Source organism: Streptomyces violaceoruber, assembly GCF_033406955.1.
Classification (GTDB): Bacteria; Actinomycetota; Actinomycetes; order Streptomycetales; family Streptomycetaceae; genus Streptomyces; species Streptomyces violaceoruber.
The window spans coordinates 851,341-874,763 of record NZ_CP137734.1; the positions used below are offsets into that span (position 1 = coordinate 851,341).

A 23,423-nucleotide genomic window follows, 5' to 3' on the forward strand; every position below is an offset into this window, starting at 1 on the left:
CGACCTCTTTACGACCCCGCCGCGTACGGGTACCTTCCGGCTGCCGTAAGAGATTTCTGCAACTTTCCGTTCACCCTTTCAAACCCCTCGCGTTCGATCGTCCGCCCGCTGCTTCGCCCCCTCCCCGGAGACAACGCATGAGACACACAAGACACATGAGACACACGGGACGTACAAGACGTACGAGGCGCATCGAACGCATCCGTATGCGATGGCTCGGCCGGCCGTTGACTGTCGCCGTCGCCGTCGCCGCCGTCCTGTCAGCGGTGCCCGCCCCACCCGCCGCCTCCCCCGCCGCGGACCCCGCCGCGGCGGCAGCCGAGCCCGGGAACACGGCGACCGTCTTCTACTACACGAAGACGAAGAACTGGGACCGGTACAACCTGCACTACGCATCCGACGGCGGCTCCTGGACCGAGGTCCCCGGCGTGGCGATGGAGGCCGCGTGCACGGACTGGGTGAAGAGGACGGTCCCCCTGGGCAGCGCCGAGGGGCTGCGGGCCACCTTCAACAACGGCTCGGGCACCTGGGACAACAACGGGGGCGAGAACTACGCCCTCGGCACCGGAGCCCTCACGGTCAAGGACGGCGTGGTCGCGCACTCCGACCCCTGCGCCGGGGGGCAGGATCCCGGCCCGACGCCGGGGGACGGCAACCGGGCCACCGTCTACTACTCCACCCGTACCCTCGGCTGGACCACCGCCAACATCCACTACCGGCCCGCCGGCGGCTCCTGGACCGCCGTCCCCGGCGTCGGCATGCGGGCCGCCTGCGCGGGCTGGTGGAAGAAGGACGTCGACCTGGGCGCGGCCACCTCGTTGACGGCCGCCTTCAACAACGGCAACGGGGTGTGGGACAACAACAAGGGCGCCGACTACACCCTGCCGGCCGGCGTCACGACCGTCGCCGACAACACGGTCACCGCCGACGCCGACGACCCGTGCGCCGAGGAGGTGCCCGACACGGCGGCGCCGACCGTCCCCGCCGGGGTGAGCGCGCGGGCCGACGGCGTGTCCGTCGTGCTGACCTGGGAGCCGTCCACCGACGACACGGGCGTCGCCAAGTACCAGGTGACCCGCAGCGGCGGCACCGGCGGGGAAGTCGTGAGCGACGTCGGCTCCACCGTCTTCTCCGACACCGGCCTGGAGGAGAGGACCACCTACACCTACACCGTCAGGGCGACCGACGCCGCGGGCAACGTCTCCGCGGCCTCGGCCGCCGCGATCGCCACCACCGGCAGGAGACCGCCGGCGCCCGCGGCGGGCAGGCCCCTGGCCACCGATCCCCGCAAGGACCCGATCTACTTCGTCCTCACCGCCCGCTTCAACGACGGCGACGCCACCAACAACCGGGGCGGCAGCCAGCACGAGAAGTCCGGCAACGCGGCGAACGACGACCCCATGTTCCGGGGCGACTTCAAGGGCCTGGTGAACAAGCTCGACTACATCAAGGGCCTCGGCTTCTCCGCCGTGTGGATCACCCCCGTGGTCCTCAACCGCTCGGACTACGACTACCACGGCTACCACGGCTACGACTTCTACAAGGTCGACCCGCGCCTGGAGTCCGCCGGCGCCTCCTACCAGGACCTCATCGACGCCGCCCACGCCAAGGGCATGAAGATCTACCAGGACGTCGTCTACAACCACTCCTCCCGGTGGGGCGCCAGGGGCCTGTTCACCCCGACCGTCTACGGGGTGCGCGACTCCCAGTGGAGCTGGTACTACGACGAGAAGCAGCCCGGCTTCGAGTACGACGGCCTGACCGTCGAGCCCAAGAGCGGCAAGTCGTACTACAACGGCGACCTGTGGTCCACCGCCGAGCCGACCGGCAACACCTGCGTGAACTGGGGCAGACCCACCGGCGCCAAGAGCCCCGAGGGCTACACCCTCTACGACTGCCAGTGGCCCAGCCCGACGTCCGGCATGTTCCCCAAGGCGCTCTACCACAACTGCTGGATCGGCAACTGGGAGGGCGAGGACTCCCGTTCCTGCTGGCTGCACGAGGACCTCGCCGACTTCAACACCGAGAACCCCCAGGTGCAGAACTACCTCATCGGCGCCTACGACAAGTACATCGACATGGGCGTCGACGGCTTCCGCGTCGACACGGCCGTGCACATTCCGCGCACCACCTGGAACCGACGCTTCCTGCCGGCGATCCAGGAGCGCGTCGCCCAGCAGCACGGCGCCGAGGCCGCGAAGAACTTCTTCGTCTTCGGCGAGGTGGCGGCCTTCGTCAACGACAAGTGGAACCGCGGCTCGGTCAACCACTCGGCGCAGTTCTACACGTGGAAGGAGCGCAAGGAGTACAGCGCCGACGACGCGAAGGCGGCCCTGGAGATGTACGAGTACGAGCAGCAGCAGGGCACGGGCAACCAGCCCACGTCGGCCAACGCCTTCCTGGAGGGCAACAGCTACCACGTCCCGGACCACAGCCGCTTCTCCGGCATGAACGTCATCGACATGCGCATGCACATGAACTTCGGTGACGCGAGCAACGCCTTCCACAACGGCAAGGACTCCGACGACAGCTACAACGACGCCACGTACAACGTCGTCTACGTCGACAGCCACGACTACGGCCCGAACAAGAGCAGCGAGCGCTTTTCCGGCGGCACCGACGCCTGGGCCGAGAACATGTCGCTGATGTGGACCTTCCGCGGCATCCCGACCCTCTACTACGGCTCGGAGATCGAGTTCCAGAAGGGCAGGAAGATCGACTGCGGCCCCACCTGCCCCCTCGCCACGACCGGTCGCGCCTACTACGGCGACCACCTCGCCGGCGACGTGACGGCCTCCGACTTCTCCCGGGTCGACTCGGCCACCGGCGCCGTCGCCACGACACTGGCACAGCCCCTGGTCAAGCACGTACAGCGGCTCAACCAGATCCGCCGGGCCGTCCCCGCCCTCCAGATGGGCCAGTACTCCACGGACGGCGTCACCGGGGACATGGCCTTCAAACGGCGCTACACCGACGGCGGCACGGACAGCTTCGCCCTCGTCACCGTCTCGGGCGGCGCCGCCTACGACGGCATCCCCAACGGCACCTACCGGGACGCGGTCACCGGCGACACCCGCACCGTCACCGACGGCCGCCTCACCGTCGCCGCACCCGGCAAGGGCAACCTGCGGGTGTATGTCCTGAACGGTCCGGGGAAGATCGGAGCGGACGGTCCGTATCTGAAGTAGGCCGCCGGAAGCCTCCGACGTGGGGCCGGCAGCGTTCGCCGTCGGCCCCGCACGTCGCGCTGCACGGTTGCTCAGGACGTCGCCGCGTTCCGGTGACGGGCTCGGTGGGTGCGCCGCAGTCTCCTGCCGGCTGCCCAGCAGCGCGTGGCTTCCTACTACGACTTCCTCTTCTTGGGCTTCTCCTCAAGGCCCGGCAGCGGACGGGCGTCCCTCAGTGTGCCGCCCTTCTTCTTCGCCCGCGCCTTCCCCGCCCGATTCGCCGGCGCCTGGCGCTTCCGCCTGCGCTTCGTCACCCCGCTGTTCAGCCAGTCGCGTGCCGTCCTCATCTCCCGCAGCAACTTGGTGCGTTCGGGTTTCGGCAGGGTGACTATCGAGTCCTCCGCTTGTTCGAGAAGACCCACCACGAGCCTTCCGTCCTGCCTCGTCCGTGCACCGCGCAGAGCCTCAGAGAGCGGTGTGACCTCCAGAGCCGAGGCGCGGGCCTCGACATGGACGATGGTTCGCCGGGTCGCCGGCTCGGCCGTCTGTGCGGCGATCCGTCCGTCGGTGGTGAGCGCCAGACGCGCCGGAGCGGTGCGGGACGGCATTCCGTACACGGCGAAAGCCCGGTCGGTCTCCCGCTGACACCAGCGCTTCAACACCTGTGCCGTGGCCGGTGCCCCGCCTCCGGCAGCGGCGACGACTTCCCGGATATAGGGCGGCGGTTCGCCCGCGCCGGTTCTCAGAAGGGCCGACAGTAGCGGTGCGCCCTCTTCACCCGCTTGTTCAACGGCGAGGAGCAGGCCGACCCGGTCCTGCGAGGAAACCTTCAGCAAGTCACCACCAGCCGTGCGGCACAGCACCTCCCAGGTGGGCCGGGCGCGGAAGCGTGCGGCGCTGATCAGCGCCCCCCTCAGCGCCCGGACCTGGTCGTCGCGCGACCTCGGCGCCGCCGCGACACCTGCCACATCGAGAGGTCGCGAGCCTGATGTACGGCGTCGCAGCTCGGCTCCTGGCACGCGCAGCCCCTCGGGAGTCATGGCGCAGGCCCGGAGTGGCACCCATTCGGTGCTGTTGCGGGGGTCCTCCGCCCGGAGGCGGATGTGCCGCGCCGCGCCGTGTGTCTCGAAGCGGAATCGAAACAGATATCCGTACTCGTCGCACAGTGCTTCCACGGTTTCCGGTTGCACGGTGCTCGGCCCGAAGACCCAGTCGAGGGTGGTCGCCTCACCCGTCAGCCGATCACGTGTGCTGGTCCACTCGGCGTGGGAGAGCTTGCTGAACTGGAAGCGTACGTGCTGCTGTCCGCCCTTCCCGGCACGGAAGTCGACAGCGTCGCCGGGTCCGGACCCGAGATCGCGTGAGGTGGCACGTCCTCTGATCCCGAGTCTGCCGGTCCAGGCGACGAGGTCGTCCTTGATGAAGAGGTGGTCGGCACTGCTGGCTCCCGTGGCCGTGCGGTGGCAGGAGGTGTGGGGCCGGTGCGCGAAGTGGCAGACCTTGTCCCGGTACAGGCGGTCGGAAAGCTCGTTGCCACAGCCGCCGAGCTGCGTCCCGCACCAGTATGTGGAGGCACGGTGACCGCGGCGCCACCGCAGCAGTTCGTCAGCATCGGTCGGCAGAATTATGGCGCGTCCCGAGTTCGGGCTCCCGATCACCGCGGTCTGCACGAGTCTGCTGTCCGGCCCACTCACTGCTTCCCCCGGAAACTGTCCGCACCCGTCGGGGGCAGCGTCGCACTGATCATTTCGACATCAGTATGTAATCCGCACATTCACTTCACAAGCTGCCCCCCGTTCCAGCTGCTGTTCGGAGGACGCCCAGTCACGGCCATCCCCCGGCAGAGCCCGCTCCGGGGCCAGTGGTATCCATGTCATCGCCGACAGAACCCCAACGCGGCCCCACCGCGTTCGACGTCAATGCACGGCACACGTGTCGACTCGGTGCACGAAATCGGCGGCGGACGATCGAGGACCGGAGGGGGCCGTATGCAGGCCCAAGGAAACGTTGTTCGCCGATCTCGTGCAGGGCCGGGCCCGGCAGTTCAAGGTGTGCGCGCTGAGGCAGGTGTACACGCTCGGCCGCTGCCACGCCGGTCTCCCGCGCTCGCGTGTCTTTCCCCTCCGCGCTGCCGAGCGTACGGACTGACACTGACAGTGGGAGGAAAAGCCGGGGAGAGCGGGCCGATCACGTCATCCCGCTCTTGTCGTACTGCTCATGAAGGAGAACGCGCCCGGGTGCGGGCCCGATGATCGACTTTCCAGGGAACCTGACCAGTGCAGTGGATCGTCCTGTGGGGCAAGGACGAGTGGACGGGAAACGATGGTGGAGCGGGTGGGCCGTGGTGCGGCTTCGGTGGTGAAGACGACGCGACGGTGGGTGAGACGGCCGGGTTGGACTCGGCGGACGAATGGGCCGGGTCGGGCGAGCTGGACGCGCGGGCGCGGACGGGTGCTCGCCGGGGTGGCGGTGTGCACCGCTCTGCTGCTCTCGTTCCACCGTTCGGTGCCGAACCGCGTGGGCGGCTTGGGCAGTCTGCTGGAGTCCTTCCTGCCGTGGCTCGGCGTGGTCGTCGTGGTGCTGCTCGTCCTGGCGCTGGTGCGCCGCTCGGCGCTCGCGCTGGTGGCGCTGCTGCTGCCGGTGGCCGCCTGGACGTACCTGTTCGGCGGGCTGCTCCTGCCCGCGCCGGAGCCCGGCGCCGACGACCTGGTGGTGGTGCAGCACAACGTCAGCGACGAGAACACCGACCCCGAGGGCACGGCGCGTGCGCTGGTCCGTGCCGGGCCCGACCTGGTCGCCCTGGAGGAGCTGGTGCCGCCGGCGCTGGAGGTCTACGCGAAGACCCTCGCCCCCGACTATCCGTACCGGACGGTCCGGGGCACCGTCGGGCTCTGGTCGAAGTACCCGCTCTCCGGTTCACGCCCCCTGGACATCAAGCCGCGGGGCATCGAGGAGGAGTGGGAGCGCGGGCTGCGGACCGTGGCGCACACGCCGCGGGGCGAAGTCGCCGTCTATGTCGCGCACCTGCCGTCGGTCCGGGTGGGGGCGGGCGGTCTCGCGTCGTCCCGGCGGGACGAGAGCGCCGGTCTGCTGGGCGACGCCCTCGATGCGGAGGAGCTGCGGCGGGTGGTTCTGCTGGGCGATCTCAACGGCACGGTCGACGACCGGGCGCTGCGTCCCCTGACCGACTCGCTGAACGTGGCCGGGCGGGGCCTCGCCTTCAGCTTTCCCGCCGGTCTGCCGCTGGCCCGGATCGACCAGGTGATGGCCCGCGCCGGGACCGTCGGCGCCCTGCGCACCCTGCCCGCCACCGGCAGCGATCACCTTCCCGTCGTCGCCCAGGTCTCCTGGCACTGAAGCAAGCCGCTTGCGGTGTTTGCGTTAGCCTTTCGTCTGTGACGCGACGACTTGCTCAGGTGGCGAAGAAGGTTGGGGTCAGCGAGGCCACGGTCAGCCGGGTGCTCAACGGCAAACCGGGGGTCTCCGAGACGACCCGGCAGTCCGTACTGAGCGCGCTGGACGTCCTGGGCTACGAGCGGCCCACCCAGCTGCGCGGCGAGCGCGCCCGCCTGGTCGGCCTGGTCCTGCCCGAGTTGCAGAACCCGATCTTCCCCGCGTTCGCCGAGGTCATCGGCGGCGCGCTCGCCCAGCAGGGGCTGACCCCGGTGCTGTGCACCCAGACCAAGGGCGGCGTCTCCGAGGCCGACTACGTCGAGCTGCTGCTCCAACAGCAGGTTTCCGGAGTGGTGTTCGCGGGCGGACTGTTCGCGCAGGCGGACGCCCCGCACGACCACTACCGGCTGCTCGCCGAGCGCAACATCCCCGTGGTGCTCATCAACGCGTCGATCGAGAACCTCGACTTCCCGTGCATCGCCTGCGACGACGCCGTCGCCGTCGAGCAGTCCTGGCGGCACCTGGCGTCGCTGGGCCACGAGCGCATCGGCCTGGTGCTCGGCCCCTCCGACCACATCCCCTCGCGCCGGAAGCTGGCCGCCGCCCGCGAGGCGGCCCGGGCCGCCGGCGCGGAGCTGCCCGAGGAGTTCGTCGAGCGGGCCATGTTCTCCCTGGAGGGCGGCCAGGCCGCCGCCACCCGCCTCCTGGACCGCGGCATCACCGGCATCATCTGCGCCAGCGACCCCCTCGCCCTCGGCGCCGTCCGCGCCGCCCGCCGCCGCGGACACCGCGTACCCCACGACGTCTCCGTCGTCGGCTACGACGACAGCGCCTTCATGACCTGCACCGAACCACCCCTCACCACCGTCCGCCAACCCATCGAAGCCATGGGACGCGCCGCCGTCGACCTCCTCTGCGCACAAATCCAGGGCACCGAAGTCCCCCACGGCGAGCTGCTCTTCGAACCGGAACTCGTGGTCCGGGGCTCCACGGCCCAGCCGGCCGCCCGCTGACGGCTCCCCGTTCCCCTTCTCGACCGCAAGTTCCTTGCGGGAAATGGCAGTGGTTTGCGGCTACCCGACGTAGCGCGTGAAAGCCGCTGATCCGAGGATGCTCGAACGCCTCTCCGGCCCTCACCGACACCACCGGGCCCTGCCGCACGGCCACTTCACGCTGCCCATCCTGTAGACGACTCAACATTTCTCTGCAACTCTGCGAGCGCTCCGCGTAAATGTCAGAGAACATTGAGTGTCTACCTGATGTGGGGACAGATGAGAAACCGGAACTGGAGATCGCGGGCCCTGTGCACCGTGGTCGCGACCAGTCTTCTGGCGTTGGGAGGACCGCTGCTGTCGGCCACGGCAGCCGGTGGCCCCAACATCGCCGTGGGAGACGCCACCGCGGCGAGCAGCTCGCACGGTGAGTACGGCGCCGCCAACATCACCGACGGCAACCAGGGCACGTACTGGCAGAGCGGCGGCGGCAGCCTGCCCCAGTGGGTCCAGACCGACCTCGGTGCCACCGAGCGGATCGACGAGGTCGTCCTGAGACTGCCCGCCGGCTGGGAGAGCCGCGATCAGACGCTCTCCGTCCAGGGCAGCGCCGACGGTACGGGCTTCAGCACGCTCAAGACGTCCGCCACCTACGCCTTCGACCCGGGGTCGGGCAACACGGTCACCATCGCCTTCCCCGCCACCCAGACCCGGTTCGTGCGGGTGGACATCACGGCGAACACCGGGTGGCAGGCGGCCCAGCTGTCCGAGCTGGAGGTGCACGCGGCCGGGGAGTCGTCCGTGAACCTGGCCGCCGGCCGGCGGCTGACGGCGAGCAGTTCCACGGGCGCGTACACCCCCGGCAACGGCAACGACGGCAACAAGGCCACCTACTGGGAGAGCGCCAACAACGCCCTGCCGCAGTGGCTCCAGGCCGACCTCGGCTCCGCACGCCGGGTGAACCGCGTCGTCCTGCGGCTGCCGGACGGCTGGCCGACCCGCAGCCAGACGCTGAAGATCCAGGCCAGTGACAACGGATCGGACTTCACCGACCTGACCGCCGCGAAGGCCTACACGTTCGACGCGGCGGGCGGCCAGTCGGCCACGGTCACCTTCGACGCGGCCACCGCGCGCTACGTCCGGGTCCTGGTCACGGCCAACACCGGCCAGCCCGCCGCCCAGATCTCCGAGCTGGAGGTCTACGGCCCGGAGACGGGTGACACGCAGGCGCCCACGACTCCGGCGAACCTCGCGTTCACCGAGCCCGCCACCGGGCAGATCAGGCTCACCTGGAACGAGTCCTCGGACGACACCGCCGTCACGGGGTACGACGTCTACGCCAACGGCGATCTGCTGACCTCGGTCGCGGGTGACGTCACCACGTACACGGACACCAGGCCGGCCGGCACGACGGTCACCTACCACGTGCGCGCCAAGGACGCGGCCGGCAACCAGTCGGGCGACAGCAACTCGGTCACCCGCCGCGCCGACACCGGCGACACGCAGGCACCCACCGCGCCCTCGAACCTCGCCCTCACCGAACCGGTCCCCGGTCAGGTCAAACTGACGTGGACCGCCTCAACCGACGACAGGGGCGTCACCGGGTACGACGTCTACGCCGACAACAAGCTCCGCAAGAGCGTCGCGGGGAACGTCACCACCTACACCGACACCCAGCCCGCGTCGGCGAACGTGACCTACTTCGTGCGGGCGAAGGACGCGGCGGGCAACGAGTCGGGCGACAGCAACTCCGTGTTCCGGGGCGGCACCATGGACGGCTCGAACCTGGCCGTCGGCAAGCCGATCACCGCCTCGTCCCACATCCACACCTACGTCGCCGAGAACGCCAACGACAACAGCACCTCGACCTACTGGGAGGGGGCGGCGGGCGGCTACCCGAACACACTGACCCTGAAGCTGGGCGCGAACGCGGACGTCGACAGCGTCGTCCTCAAGCTCAACCCCGACGCCGGCTGGTCCAGGCGCACCCAGCACATCGAGGTGCTCGGCCGCGCCCAGGACGCGTCCGGCCTCACCTCCCTGGTGGCCGCCAGGGACTACGTCTTCGATCCCGCGAGCGGCGGCAACAGCGTGACGATACCCGTCGGCGAACGGGCCGCGGACGTCCAGCTGAAGGTCACCTCCAACACCGGGGCGACCGCCGGGCAGGTCGCCGAGTTCCAGGTCATCGGCACCCCGGCGCCCAACCCGGATCTCGAGGTGACCGGGCTGACCACGTCGCCCGGCTCCCCCGTCGAGTCGGACGAGATCACGGTGTCCGCCACCGTGCGCAACAGCGGTGCCGCCGACGCTCCGGCCGGCAAGGTCGCCGTCCGGCTGGGTGACACCAAGGTCGCCACCGCCGACGTCCCCGCCCTGGAGGCGGGTGCGCAGCGCACGGTCAGCGCGTCCCTCGGGGCCCGCGAGGCCGGTTCGTACGAACTGAGCGCGGTCGCCGACGAGGCGAACGAGATCATCGAGCAGAACGAGACCAACAACACCTACACCCGGCCCGATCCGCTGGTCGTCAAGCCGGTCCAGAGCTCCGACCTGGTCGCCGCCGCCGTCACCACCTCGCCGTCCAGTCCGGCCGCCGGTGACGACGTGACGTTCAGGGTCGCGCTGAGGAACCAGGGCACCCAGGACTCGGCGGGCGGCGGCCACCCGGTGACGCTCGCACTTGTCGACTCCAAGGGCGACACCGTCAAGACCCTCACCGGCACGCACTCCGGTGTCATCGCCGCCGGCTCGACGGCCCCGGCCGTGAGCCTCGGCACCTGGAAGGCGGCCAACGGCTCGTACTCGCTGAAGGTGACGGTCGCCGACGACGCGAACGAGCTGCCGGTCAAGCGGGAGAACAACACCTCCACGCAGCCGCTGTTCGTCGGACGCGGCGCGAACATGCCGTACGACATGTACGAGGCGGAGGACGGGACGGTCGGCGGCGGTGCCACGGTGGTGGGGCCCAACCGGACCATCGGTGACATCGCGGGCGAGGCGTCCGGGCGCAAGGCCGTCCACCTCGACAGGACCGGCGAGTACGTCGAGTTCACCACCAAGGCGGACACGAACACCCTGGTGACCCGCTTCTCCATCCCGGACGCGCCGGGCGGCGGCGGCATCGACGCCACGCTCGACGTGTACGTCGACGGCGTCATGAAGAAGGCGCTGCCGCTGACGTCGAAGTACGCCTGGCTGTACGGCGCCGAGGCGTCGCCGGGCAACTCCCCCGGTGCGGGCGCCCCGCGGCACATCTACGACGAGGCGCACATCATGCTGGGCGAGACGGTCCCGGCGGGCAGCACGATCCGGCTGCAGAAGGACGCGGCGAACACCTCCGACTACGCGATCGACTTCGTCAACCTGGAGCAGGTCTCGGCGACGGCGAACCCCGATCCGGCGGCGTACGCCGTGCCGGCCGGGTTCACCCACCAGGACGTGCAGAACGCGCTGGACAAGGTCCGCATGGACACCTCGGGCAAGCTGGTGGGTGTGTACCTGCCGCCCGGCGACTACCAGACGTCGAGCAAGTTCCAGGTGTACGGCAAGGCGGTGAAGGTGGTCGGCGCCGGTCCCTGGTTCACGAAGTTCCACGCGCCCACGACGCAGGACAACACCGACATCGGGTTCCGTGCCGAGGCGAGCGCGAAGGGTTCGACGTTCGCGAACTTCGCCTACTTCGGCAACTACACGAGCCGCATCGACGGGCCGGGCAAGGTGTTCGACTTCTCCAACACCTCGGACATCGTGATCGACAACATCTGGAACGAGCACATGGTGTGCCTGTACTGGGGCGCCAACACCGACCGGATGACGATCAGGAACTCCCGGATCCGCAACATGTTCGCCGACGGCATCAACATGACCAACGGCTCGACCGACAACCTCGTCTCCAACAACGACGCCCGGGCGACCGGCGACGACAGCTTCGCGCTCTTCTCGGCGATCGACGCGGGCGGCGCGGACATGAAGAACAACCTGTACGAGAACCTCACGACCACGCTGACCTGGCGTGCGGCGGGCCTGGCCGTCTACGGCGGCTACAACAACACCTTCCGCAACATCCACATCGCGGACACCCTGGTCTACTCGGGCATCACCATCAGCTCACTGGACTTCGGCTACCCGATGAACGGGTTCGGCACCGATCCGACGACCTTCGAGAACGTCTCGATCGTCCGGGCCGGCGGGCACTTCTGGGGCGGGCAGACCTTCCCGGGCATCTGGGTGTTCTCGGCGTCCAAGGTGTTCCAGGGCATCAGGGTCAACAACGTCGACATCGTCGACCCGACCTACAGCGGCATCATGTTCCAGACGAACTACGTGGGAGGTCAGCCGCAGTTCCCGATCAAGGACACGGTCTTCACCGACGTCTCCGTCACGGGCGCGCACAAGAGCGGTGACGAGTTCGACGCCAAGTCCGGCTTCGGCCTGTGGGCCAACGAGATGCCCGAGAGCGGGCAGGGACCGGCGGTCGGTGAGGTCACCTTCAACGGACTGGCACTCGGCGACAACGCCGTCGACATCCGCAACACCACGTCGACGTTCAAGATCATCCGCAATCCGTAGGACCGGCCCGTACGGGGATCGGCAACGACTGTTGTCGGACAGGCCACTGACTGGCGCAAGTCTCTTGCGAGACTTGCGCTAGTCTTGCGTTTGTGACGCGACGACTTGCTCAGGTGGCGAAGAAGGTTGGGGTCAGCGAGGCCACGGTCAGCCGGGTGCTCAACGGCAAACCGGGGGTCTCCGAGACGACCCGGCAGTCCGTGCTCAGCGCGCTGGACGTCCTGGGCTACGAGCGGCCCACCCAGCTGCGCGGCGAGCGCGCCCGCCTGGTCGGCCTGGTCCTGCCCGAGCTGCAGAACCCGATCTTCCCCGCGTTCGCCGAGGTCATCGGCGGCGCCCTCGCCCAGCAGGGCCTCACACCGGTGCTGTGCACCCAGACCAAGGGCGGCGTCTCCGAGGCCGACTACGTCGAGCTGCTGCTCCAACAACAGGTCTCCGGGGTCGTCTTCGCCGGCGGCGGTCTGTTCGCGCAGGCGGACGCCCCGCACGACCACTACCGGCTGCTCGCCGAGCGCAACATCCCCGTGGTGCTCGTCAACGCCTCCATACCCGACCTCGGCTTTCCCTGCATCGCCTGCGCCGACGCCGTCGCCGTCGAGCAGTCCTGGCGGCACCTGACGTCACTGGGCCACGAGCGGATCGGTCTCGTCCTCGGCCCCTCCGACCACATCCCGTCCCGGCGGAAGCTGACGGCCGCCCGCGAGGCCGCACAGGCCTCCAACGGCACCCTGCCCGACGCCCACGTGGAACGGGCCATGTTCTCCCTGGAGGGCGGCCAGGCCGCCGCCACCCGCCTCCTGGACCGCGGCATCACCGGCATCATCTGCGCCAGCGACCCCCTCGCCCTCGGCGCCGTCCGCGCCGCCCGCCGCCGCGGACACCGCGTACCCCACGACGTCTCCGTCGTCGGCTACGACGACAGCGCCTTCATGACCTGCACCGAACCACCCCTCACCACCGTCCGCCAACCCATCGAAGCCATGGGACGCGCCGCCGTCGACCTCCTCTGCGCACAAATCCAGGGCACCGAAGTCCCCCACAGGGAGCTGCTCTTCGAGCCGGAACTGGTCGTGCGCGGCTCCACCGCCCAGGTTTCCACCCGGTAGCGGGAACCGGGCATCTTCCATGCCCTGTCAAACATTTACGAAATCAGCGCGAGATATTGCGCCCACTTGTTCACGGTGGTTGAGTGAGCGGCGCCCCACAACGCATCGGCGGTGGGGCGCCTTCCACGTTCATGCCCGAAGGGGACCACCCATGAGAAGTGCTCGGTTCCGCCGTACTCGCCGTGCCGGCGCCATCACGCTCGTCTCCGCCCTCACCCTGACCGCTCTCGCCGCCTGCGGCACGAGCAGCAGTGACGACGGCGGCGGTTCCGAAGGCGGCAGCGGGTCCTCCGACCCGGCCGCTCCGCTGGACCCGAAGACCAAGGTGACGATCACCATCGACTGCATGCCGCCGAAGGCGAAGGCGGCCGAGCTGAAGGAGTGGCAGGAGGACGTCAAGGAGTTCAACAAGACCTACCCCAACGTCACCATCGAGGGGCGCTCCACCCCGGGCCAGTGTCTGGAGCCGCCGCGCTTCACCGCGATGCTCAAGGCCAAGTCCCAGCCCGACGTCTTCTACACGTACTTCACCGACCTGCCCCAGGTGCTGGACAACGACGGTGCCGAGGACATCACGGCCTACGTCAACGACAAGACCGTCCCGGCGCTGGGGGACATCGACCCGAACGTCCTCGGCTCGCTCAAGCACGAGAACAAGCTCTACGGCCTGCCCACGAGCAACTACACGATGGGCCTGCTGATCAACCGAAAGCTCTTCGAGCAGGCCGGGCTCGACCCGGACTCCCCGCCGCGCACCTGGGACGAGGTCCGCACCGCCGCCAAGAAGATCGCCGGCCTGGGCGACGGCATCGCCGGCTTCGGCGAGTACAGCGCGGGCAACACCGGCGGCTGGCACTTCACCGCCCAGATGTACAGCCGCGGCTCCGACGTCGTGGACGAGAGCGGCAAGAAGGCGACCTTCAACAACGAGGTGGGCAAGGAGGTCGCCGAGAACCTCCACGCCATGCGCTGGGAGGACGAGAGCATGGGCAAGACCCAGCTGCTCAAGTGGGGCGACCTCCAGAAGCAGATCGCCACCGACAAGCTGGGCATGTTCCTCGCCGCGCCCGACGACATCACGTACATGGTGCAGCAGCTCGGCGCCGACTACGAGAACTTCGGCATGGGCCCGATCCCGGGCGCGAAGAACACCCTGGCCGGCGGCAACAACTACATGATCAAGAAGGGGATCTCTCCCGACAAGATCAAGGCCGGCGTCGCCTGGCTGAACTTCCAGAACCTCACCGTCGGCGAGGGGCAGTTCAACTGGGCCCGCAAGAAGACCGACAAGCTGCCGGTGGGCCTCCCGCAGCCCAACTTCTGGCTGAACGAGTCGAAGAAGAAGGACGACGCGGCCCGCCTGGAGCACGCCACCATGCCGGTCGAGAACTTCAAGTCGTTCATGGACAACCCGGTCCCGGGCCTGGCCGAGCCGCCGAAGGCCCAGGAGGTCTACAAGGTCCTGGACAACGTGATGTCCGGCCTCCTCACCAACGAGGACGCCGACGTCGACAAGCTGCTCTCCACCGCGGAGCAGCAGGTCAACCAGGTTCTGGCCACGCAGTGACCGGCTCCCTCGGGGGGCGGGCCGCACCGCCCCCCGGGGCCCATGAGATCAGCCCCAAGGAGCGACGATGTCGGCCCCCAGCCTGACCCCGAGCAAGGCGGCCAGTGCCCGCCACGCCCAGCCGCCGGTGGACGGCCCGCCCCAGCGCGGCGGGGCGTTCGGCAGGAGCCTGAAGCGCAACCTCACCGCGCACGGCTTCCTGATCGGAGCGGTTCTCTGCTTCGCGTTCTTCTCCTGGTACCCGATGGTCCGGGAGTTCTTCCTCGCCTTCCAGAAGACGGACCAGGGCGAGGTCTCCTGGGTCGGCCTGGAGAACCTGGAGACGGTCTTCAACGACCCGGCCTTCTGGCAGGCGTGGCGCAACACCGCGCTGTTCACCGTGCTGGCCCTGGTGCTCGGCTTCGCGGTGCCGTTCGTCGTCGCGATCGTCATCAACGAACTGCGGCACGGCAAGGGGTACCTCCGGCTGCTCGTCTACCTGCCGGTGATGCTGCCCCCGGTCGCCTCGGTGCTGCTGTTCAAGTATTTGTACGACCCCGGCTACGGCATGCTCAACGAGGTGTTCGGGTTCTTCGGACTGCCCGAGCAGCAGTGGCTTCAGGACCCCGACCTCTCCATGCTCTCGGTGGTCATCGCGTCGACGTGGATGAACATGGGCGGCGCGGCCCTCATCTACCTGGCCGCGCTCCAGGGCATCCCGGGCGAGCTGTACGAGGCGGCGGAGCTGGACGGAGCCGGGCTGCTGCGCAAGATCTGGCACGTGACGATCCCGCAGACCCGGCTCATTCTCTCGCTGATGCTGCTGATGCAGATCATCGCCACCATGCAGGTCTTCGTGGAGCCCTTCCTGCTCACCGGCGGCGCCGGCCCCGAGGGTTCGACGACCACGGTCGTCTACCTCATCTACCAGTACGCCTTCAACTTCAACAACTACGGTGCCGCGGCGGCCCTCGGTCTGCTGCTCCTCGTACTGCTGGCCGGGTTCTCGGCGGCGTACGTGAAGCTCAGCCGCGCCGAGGACGAGTAGAGCCGGGGGAAACCACCGATGTCCACACGCACACTCATCTCACCGGCCCAGCTCGCCCGCCCGCGCGGCAAGGCGCTGTACTGGGTGGTCTTCGGCCTCGTCGTCGCCCTGTTCACCGTGGTCTTCCTCGGCCCGATGTACTGGATGGTCTCCAGCGGGTTCAAGGACACCCAGGAGGTCGTGCAGACCCCGCCGACCCTGGTTCCCGAGTCCTTCCAGCCCGACAACTACTCGCAGGCCTGGAACGTCATGGACCTGGCGAGTCTGCTGGGGAACACCCTGTTCTACGCGTTCGGCGCGCTCGCCTTCCAGCTGGTGTTCGACGTGGCGGCGGCCTACTCGCTGTCCAAGCTCCGGCCGGTCTTCGGCAAGGCCATCCTGGGTCTGATGCTGGCGACGCTGATGATCCCGGCGACCGTGCTGGTGGTGCCGCAGTACCTGACGGTGCTCGACGTGCCGATCTTCGAGCGCAACCTGCTGAACACGCCGTGGGCGATCTGGCTGCCGTCGGTGACCAACGCCTTCAACATCTTCCTGCTGAAGCGGTTCTTCGACTCGATCCCGCGGGAGCTCCTCGACGCCGCTTCCATGGACGGTGCCTCACCGATGCGCACGCTCCGTTCGATCGTGCTGCCGATCTCGCGGCCGATCCTCGGTGTGGTGTCCATCTTCGCGATCGTGGGCGTCTGGAAGGACTTCCTCTGGCCCATGCTGACCCTGCCCGACCCGTCCAAGCAGACCTTGAACGTCGGTATCTACTCCCTGTCCAACGGGGTGCCCGTGAACGTGCTGATCGCGGCGCTCACCATGGCCTCGCTGCCGACGCTCGTCATCTTCCTGATCTTCCAGCGCAACATCATGAGCGGACTCACCGCCGGAGGGCTCAAGGGCTGAGGGCTCCGGGGCCGGGGCGCCCGCCGCCCGCCCTTCCTCCCCTCCCTCCCGGCTCGTCCCGTCAACCTTCGCCGCCGGCCTGTCCGACGCCCCGCTCTGTCCGGGCCGGCGGCGAAGATCCACCCTGCCCGAAAGGACCGTCACGTGGCAGCCCCCAACTCGCACCGCGCCGAAGACTGGTGGCGCGACGCCGTCATCTACCAGGTGTACCCCCGCAGTTTCGCCGACGGCGACGGCGACGGCACCGGTGACCTCGCGGGCGTGAGGGCGAGACTGCCCTACCTCGCCGAACTCGGCGTGGACGCCGTCTGGTTCACCCCCTGGTACGTCTCCCCGCTCGTGGACGGCGGCTACGACGTCGCCGACTACCGCACCATCGACCCCGCCTTCGGCACCCTGGGCGAGGCCGAGAAGCTGATCGCCGAGGCGCGGGAGCTGGGCATCCGCACCATCGTCGACATCGTGCCCAACCACGTCTCCGACCGGCACGCCTGGTTCCGGGCCGCGCTGGAGGCCGGGCCGGGCAGCGCGGAGCGGGAGCGGTTCCACTTCCGCCCCGGCCGCGGTGCCGACGGCGAGCTGCCGCCCAACGACTGGCCCTCCCAGTTCTCCGGCCGCACCTGGACCCGGGTCCCGGACGGCGAGTGGTACCTGCACCTGTTCACCCCGGAGCAGCCCGACCTCAACTGGGCCCACCCCGAGGTGCGCCGGGAGCACGAGGAGGTGCTGCGCTTCTGGTTCGAGCGCGGGGTGGCGGGCGTACGCATCGACTCCGCCGCGCTGCTCGCGAAGGACCCCGCGCTCGCGGACTTCGTGGAGGGCGTCGACCCGCACCCGTACATCGACCAGGACGAGCTGCACGACATCTACCGCTCCTGGCGCAAGGTGGCGGACGAGTACGGGGGTGTCTTCGTCGGTGAGGTGTGGCTGCCCGACGCCGAGCGCTTCGCGCGCTATCTGCGGCCCGACGAACTGCACACGGCCTTCAACTTCAACTTCCTGTCCTGCCCGTGGGAGGCGGACCGGCTGCGTCGCACCATCGACGACACCCTGGCCGAGCACGCCCCGGTCGGCGCCCCGGCCACCTGGGTGCTCTGCAACCACGACGTGACCCGCACGGTGACCCGGTACGGCCGTGCGGACACCGGCTTCGACTTCGCGAAGAAGGCCTTCGGCACCCCGACCGACCTGGTCCTGGGCACCCGGCGGGCGCGGGCCGCGGCGCTGCTGACGCTGGCGCTGCCCGGCTCCGTCTACCTCTACCAGGGGGAGGAACTCGGCCTGCCCGAGGCGGACATCCCGCGCGACCGGATCCAGGACCCGATGCACTTCCGCTCCGGAGGCGTCGATCCGGGCCGGGACGGCTGCCGCGTGCCGCTTCCATGGGCCGCCGACGCGCCGTACTGCGGGTTCGGCTCGGAGACGGAGCCCTGGCTGCCGCAGCCGGAGGGCTGGGCGGCGTACGCGGCGGACCGCCAGGGCGCGGACCCGGAGTCGATGCTCTCGCTCTACCGCCGGGCCCTCGGCCTGCGACGGTCCACGGCGGGGTTCGGCGACGGCGGCCTGGACTGGCTGCCCGCGCCGGACGGTGTCCTCGCGTTCCGGCGCGCGGGCGGTCCGGTGTGCGTCGTCAACCTGTCCGCGGCGCCGGTCGAGCTGCCCGCGCACAGCGCCGTCCTGCTCGTCAGCGGGCCGCTGGACGAGGCGGGCCGGCTGCCGGCGGACACGGCGGTGTGGCTGCGCGCCTGAGCCGTCACCGGGCGGCACCCCCTGCCGGCTCGACGCCGAAGGGGGTCCGCCGTCGCCGGTCGTCCCGCGGCAGGGCAGAATCAGGACAGGAGGCCGTGGGAGGAGGCGACGCGTGCGGGAACGAGCGTGGCTGGGCGGGCTGCGCCGCCCCCCGAATCCCCTGGTGAGCGGGCACCGGGCGGCACGGGGCGCGCTGCGGTCGATGTCGGAGGCGCTCGGCGCCCGCCGCCGCCTGGCCTGGCTGAACGCCGCGGACCTGAGCATCGGCACCACGCTGGACGTGCGGCGCACGGCGGAGGAGCTGGCCGACTTCACCGTGCCCGAGCTGGCCGACGGTGCCGCCGTGGACCTGCTGGACTCGGTGCTGCGGTTCCAGGAGGGCGACCGGGTATCGGGCGGCGGGGCACCGCGGCTCAGGGCCATGGCGGTGTCGGAGGTCGAGGGCCTGAATCTGGCGCCCGATCCCGTCGGCGAGCTGTCGGTGCACACCGCCGACCGGCTGGGGCAGCGGTGCCTCACCACCCGCCGGCCGGTGCTGGTGTCCCGGATGACGCGCGCCGACTTCGCCGTGATCGCCCCCTCGCGCGAGTCGTCGGACATCATGCGCCGGGCGGGCGTCCACTCCTACCTGGCGGTGCCGCTGATCGCCCGCGGGGTGCTGCTGGGGCTCGCCGACTTCGTCCGGGCCGGGCATCGGGCGCCGTTCAACCGGACCGACGTGGCGCTGGCCATGGAGCTGGCCTCCAAGGCGGCCGTCTGCATCGACAACGCCCGCCTCTACGGGCGCGAGCGCGACCACGTGGTCACCCTGCAACGGGCGCTGCTCCCCCGGTCCAGCCCGAGCACTCCGGGTCTGGCCGTGACCTCGTGCTACGACCCGGCCGCCGATCCGGCCGCGGTGGGCGGCGACTGGTTCGACGTGGTCGCGCTGCCCAGCGGCCGCACCGCGCTCATGGTGGGCGACGTGATGGGGCGCGGGCTGGCCGCCGCGGCGACCATGGGGCGGCTGCGCACGGTGGCCCGGACCCTGATGGCGCTGGACATCGCGCCCGAGCGGCTGCTGGCCCGGCTCGACCTGGCCGCCCGCGACCTGGAGGAGGACCAGGTCGCCACCTGTCTGTGCGCGGTCTACGACCCGTACGGCAACACCTTCCGCATCGCCAGTGCCGGGCACCCGCCGCCGCTGCTGACCGGGCCGGACGGCGCGGTGTCGTTCCTGGACGTGCCCGCGGGGGCGCCGCTGGGGACGGGGGTGATCCCGTACGACCCGGTCGAGCGGCCGGTGCCCGAGCTGAGCCGGCTGACGCTGTACACGGACGGGCTGATCAGGTCGCGCACGGCGGATCTGGGCACCCAGCTGGAGCGGCTGCGCGAGGTGGTGGGCGGCGGCGTTCCCGAGGACGGCACCGAGTGCCGGGCGGTGGCCGAGCGGGTCGGCGGCGACCGGTCGGACGACGCGATCGTACTGGCCGCCCTGGCCCGGCCGCTCGGTCCGGAGTGCGACGTGTACGTGCGGGCGCTGCCGCCGGACGGCAAGGCCGCCGGGCAGGCCCGCACGGCGGTGCGCGAGCAGTTGGAGCGGTGGGGCCTTCAGGAGCTGGTCGACACCACGGAGCTGGTGGTCAGCGAGCTGGTCGGCAACGCCCTGCGGTACGGGAACGCCCCCGGGGAGCTGCGGTTGCTGCGGCACGAGCGGCTGTCCGTGGAGGTCTCCGACTCCGGACCCGACCTGCCGCAGATCCAGCACGCGGACGTGAGCGACGAGAGCGGGCGCGGTCTCCAGCTGATCAACATGATGTGCCGGCGCTGGGGGTCGTGCCGCACGCCCGACGGGAAGGTGGTCTGGGCCGAGCAGGACCTGCCGGTGCGGGCCGGGGCGCCCGGCCCCTCGTAGCACCCGGCCCGTCTCGGCACACCCGGCCCGTAGCGGCACCCCGTCCGTCGGGTACCTGCGGCCGCCCCTACGCGGCCTTGTCGAGGGCCGGGCGCTCGAACTGGGTGCGGTGCAGTTGGGCGTAGCGGCCGTCGACCGCGAGGAGTTCCTCGTGGGTGCCGCTCTCCACGATGCGGCCGGCTTCGACGACCAGGATGCGGTCGGCCGCCCGGACCGTGGACAGCCGGTGCGCGATCACCACGGCGGTCCGGCCCTGGAGGGCTTCGGTGAGGGCTTCCTGGACGGCCGCCTCGGACGTGTTGTCGAGGTGGGCGGTGGCCTCGTCGAGGATGACGACGCGCTGGCGGGCCAACAGCAGCCGGGCGATGGTCATGCGCTGGCGTTCGCCGCCGGAGAGCCGGTAGCCGCGCTCGCCGACCACGGTGTCGAGCCCGTCCGGCAGGGACCGTACGAGGTCGGCCAGGCGGGCGCGGCGCAGCGCCTCCCAGAGGTCGTCCTCGGTGGCGTCCGGCCGGGCGAGGAGCAGGTTGGCCCGGACGGTGTCGTGGAAGAGGTGGCCGTCCTGGGTGACCATGCCGACGGTGTCGCGCAGCGACCGCGCGCTCAGCTCGCGCACGTCGACGCCGCCGACGCGGACGGTGCCGCCGTCGGTGTCGTACAGGCGCGGCAGCAGCTGGGCGATGGTGGACTTGCCGGCGCCGGACGATCCGACCAGCGCGATGGTCTGGCCCGGTTCCGCGCGGAAGGAGAGGCCGTGCAGGACCTCTTCGCCGCCGCGGGTGTCCAGGGTGGCCACCTCTTCGAGGGAGGCGAGGGACACCTTGTCGGCGGACGGGTAGCCGAAGCGGACGTCGTCGAACTCGACGGCCACGGGGCCGTCGGGGACCGGGCGGGCGTCGGGCTTCTCGTCGATGAGCGGGGCCAGGTCCAGCACCTCGAAAACCCGCTCGAAGCTGACGAGGGCGCTCATGACCTCCACCCGGGCTCCGGCGAGCGCGGTGAGCGGGGCGTACAGGCGGGTCAGCAGCAGGGCCAGCGCCACGACGGCGCCCGCGTCCAGGGTGCCGCGCAGGGCGAAGAAACCGCCGAGGCCGTAGACGAGGGCCAGGGCGAGCGCGGAGACCAGGGTGAGCGCGGTGATGAAGGCGGCCTGGGCGGTGGCGGTGCGCACGCCGATGTCGGCGACGCGGCGGGCCCGGTCGGCGAACTCGGCGGACTCCTCCTCGGGGCGGCCGAACAGCTTGATCAGGGTGGCGCCGGGTGCGGAGAAGCGCTCGGTCATCCGGGTGCCCATGGCGGCGTTGAGGGCGGCGGCCTCGCGCTGCATGCGGGCCATGCGGCGGCCCATGCGCCGGGCGGGGAGCACGAACACCGGGAGCAGCACCAGGGCGAGCAGGGTGATCTGCCAGGACAGGGTCAGCATCACCGCGAGGGTGAGCAGCAGGGTGACCACGTTGCTGACCACGCCGGAAAGGGTGTTGCTGAAGGCGCGCTGGGCGCCGATGACGTCGTTGTTGAGACGGGAGACGAGCGCTCCCGTACGAGTACGCGTGAAGAACGCGACCGGCATGCGCTGCACATGATCGAACACGGCCGTCCGCAGATCGAGGATGAGTCCCTCCCCGAGCGTCGCCGAGAGCCTGCGGGAGAAGATGCCGAGCACCGCCTCCGCGACGGCGATGAGCGCGATGAGCAGGGCGAGGCGCACGACCGTGCCCTCGTCGCCGTCCGACACGATCGCGTCGACGACCTTTCCGGCCAGGACGGGGGTGGCGACGGCGAGCAGTGCGGTCGCCACCCCGAGCAGCACGAAACGGACGATGCGGCGGCGGTGCGGGCGGGCGAACGCGCCGATGCGGCGCAGCGTGGCACGGGCGAAGGGGCGGCGCTCGTCTTTGGCGTTCATGACGCTGTACAGCTGCGTCCACGCCGTGGTCTCCATACTCATGCCGATGACCGTAGAACCTCGACCAACCTTGAGGTCAAGGCGGCACGCTCCGTCAGGGCGGCACGGTCCGCGGTCCGTAAGCCGGATTCCGCGCGCCGGTCACCCGTAGTTGGCGCTCCTGGGGGAATGTCTTGTGCTGTGACGACTGCGGTTCGCGCCTCCGAGAAGCCACTTCTGCTCCGTGTCCCGGTCCGGAGGGTCCTGTGTGTGCTCCCGCTGCTCCTGGTGGGCGTGGTCGCGGTACGGCACCGGTCCGTGCTGGCCGACGGCTTCGGCCAGCTCGCCACGGCCCGGTGGCCCTGGCTGCTGGCCGCGGCCGGCGCGACCTGTCTGACCTGGGTCGCCGCCGCCTGCACCCGGCAGGGCGCGGTGGTGGAGCGGCTGCCCGCGCGGCGGCTGCTGGCCACCCAGTTCGCGGCCGGCGCGGCCAACCACCTGCTGCCGACGGGCCTGGGCGCGAGCGCGGTGAACCTGCGGTTCATGACGGTGTGCGGGCTGCCGCTGGCCCGTTCCTCGGCGGCGCTCGCGCTCTACCTGCTGGCGGAGAGCGTCGGCCGCCTCGCCGTACTGGGCGCCCTGCTGATCGCGTTCCCCGGCGCGCTGCGGCTGGGCACCCTGCTGCCCGAGGGGGCCGTCGGGCCGCTGCTGGTGGTCGCGGGCGCGGTCCCGGTCATGGCGGCGGTGGTACTGGCGCTGCTGCCGCGGCTGCGCGCGGCGCTGCTCTCCTTCCTGCGGACGGCACTGGGCGAGGCGCGGTCGGTGCACGCCCGGCCGGCTCGCGCGCTGGCGCTGTGGGGCGGCGCACTGGCCTTCCCCGCGTTGCAGGCCTCGGCCCTGGTGCTGGTGGGCCGGTCGCTGGGACTGACGCTGCCCGCCGGGCACATGGCCGTGGCGTACCTCGCGGCGACGGTCGCGGTGGCGCTGGTGCCCACGCCGGGCGGCATCGGTTCGGTCGAGGCGGCGCTGGTCGTGGCGCTGGTGGCGGCGGGCGGGCCGGCGGCCGTGGCCACGGCGGTGGTACTCGCGTTCCGGCTGCTGACGGTGTGGCTGCCACTGCTGCCGGGGGCACTGACCCTGGCGGCGCTGGTGCGGATGCGGGTGATCTGAGCGGCGGCCC

Annotated in this window: 13 protein-coding genes; 11 read left to right on the top strand and 2 right to left on the bottom strand. The window is 70.4% G+C overall.

From position 1 onward, the window contains the following. Positions 1-206: 206 nt before the first annotated feature. Positions 207-3,188: a carbohydrate binding domain-containing protein gene (locus tag R2E43_RS04065; protein WP_332055913.1), complete on the top strand. Its 2,982-nt coding sequence runs from the start codon at positions 207-209 to the stop codon at positions 3,186-3,188. Positions 3,189-3,343: 155 nt separating this feature from the next. Here the strand turns inward: R2E43_RS04065 and R2E43_RS04070 are convergent, their stop codons facing one another. Then, on the bottom strand, positions 3,344-4,837 hold the full coding sequence (locus R2E43_RS04070) for a competence protein CoiA (RefSeq protein ID WP_259334428.1): 1,494 nt from the start codon (positions 4,835-4,837) through the stop codon (positions 3,344-3,346). Positions 4,838-5,618: 781 nt separating this feature from the next. Between R2E43_RS04070 and R2E43_RS04075 the strand changes: the two genes are divergently transcribed. The 9 genes from R2E43_RS04075 to R2E43_RS04115 all read left to right on the top strand — a co-directional run bounded on the left by R2E43_RS04075 (position 5,619) and on the right by R2E43_RS04115 (position 20,358). Continuing rightward, the gene (locus tag R2E43_RS04075) at positions 5,619-6,524 is read left to right on the top strand and encodes an endonuclease/exonuclease/phosphatase family protein (protein WP_003972127.1); all 906 of its coding nucleotides are present in this window, start codon (positions 5,619-5,621) and stop codon (positions 6,522-6,524) included. Between the two features lie 38 nt (positions 6,525-6,562). Then, complete coding sequence (locus R2E43_RS04080; protein WP_003972128.1) at positions 6,563-7,573, top strand: LacI family DNA-binding transcriptional regulator; 1,011 nt, start codon at positions 6,563-6,565, stop codon at positions 7,571-7,573. A 258-nt stretch (positions 7,574-7,831) separates the two neighbouring features. Continuing rightward, complete coding sequence (locus R2E43_RS04085; RefSeq protein ID WP_193487683.1) at positions 7,832-12,121, top strand: discoidin domain-containing protein; 4,290 nt, start codon at positions 7,832-7,834, stop codon at positions 12,119-12,121. A gap of 92 nt (positions 12,122-12,213) precedes the next feature. Then, the gene (locus R2E43_RS04090; RefSeq protein ID WP_332055914.1) at positions 12,214-13,227 is read left to right on the top strand and encodes a LacI family DNA-binding transcriptional regulator; all 1,014 of its coding nucleotides are present in this window, start codon (positions 12,214-12,216) and stop codon (positions 13,225-13,227) included. A gap of 151 nt (positions 13,228-13,378) precedes the next feature. After that, positions 13,379-14,794 (top strand): extracellular solute-binding protein, encoded by a 1,416-nt coding sequence (locus tag R2E43_RS04095; RefSeq protein WP_003972131.1) that lies wholly within the window; start codon positions 13,379-13,381, stop codon positions 14,792-14,794. A gap of 67 nt (positions 14,795-14,861) precedes the next feature. Beyond that, a complete protein-coding gene (locus tag R2E43_RS04100; protein ID WP_003972132.1) occupies positions 14,862-15,821 on the top strand; it encodes a carbohydrate ABC transporter permease in 960 nt (319 codons plus the stop codon). 18 nt (positions 15,822-15,839) lie between these two features. Further along, complete coding sequence (locus tag R2E43_RS04105) at positions 15,840-16,715, top strand: carbohydrate ABC transporter permease (RefSeq protein ID WP_003972133.1); 876 nt, start codon at positions 15,840-15,842, stop codon at positions 16,713-16,715. 144 nt (positions 16,716-16,859) lie between these two features. Further along, on the top strand, positions 16,860-18,464 hold the full coding sequence (locus R2E43_RS04110) for a glycoside hydrolase family 13 protein (RefSeq protein WP_003972134.1): 1,605 nt from the start codon (positions 16,860-16,862) through the stop codon (positions 18,462-18,464). Positions 18,465-18,576: 112 nt separating this feature from the next. Beyond that, positions 18,577-20,358, top strand: coding sequence for an ATP-binding SpoIIE family protein phosphatase (locus R2E43_RS04115; protein ID WP_030870294.1), 1,782 nt, complete (start codon positions 18,577-18,579; stop codon positions 20,356-20,358). A 67-nt stretch (positions 20,359-20,425) separates the two neighbouring features. Here the strand turns inward: R2E43_RS04115 and R2E43_RS04120 are convergent, their stop codons facing one another. Next, complete coding sequence (locus R2E43_RS04120; RefSeq protein WP_030870296.1) at positions 20,426-22,300, bottom strand: ABC transporter ATP-binding protein; 1,875 nt, start codon at positions 22,298-22,300, stop codon at positions 20,426-20,428. A 213-nt stretch (positions 22,301-22,513) separates the two neighbouring features. Between R2E43_RS04120 and R2E43_RS04125 the strand changes: the two genes are divergently transcribed. After that, entirely contained in the window at positions 22,514-23,413 is a 900-nt protein-coding gene (locus R2E43_RS04125; RefSeq protein ID WP_265700929.1) for a lysylphosphatidylglycerol synthase transmembrane domain-containing protein, read from the top strand. Positions 23,414-23,423 lie beyond the last annotated feature (10 nt).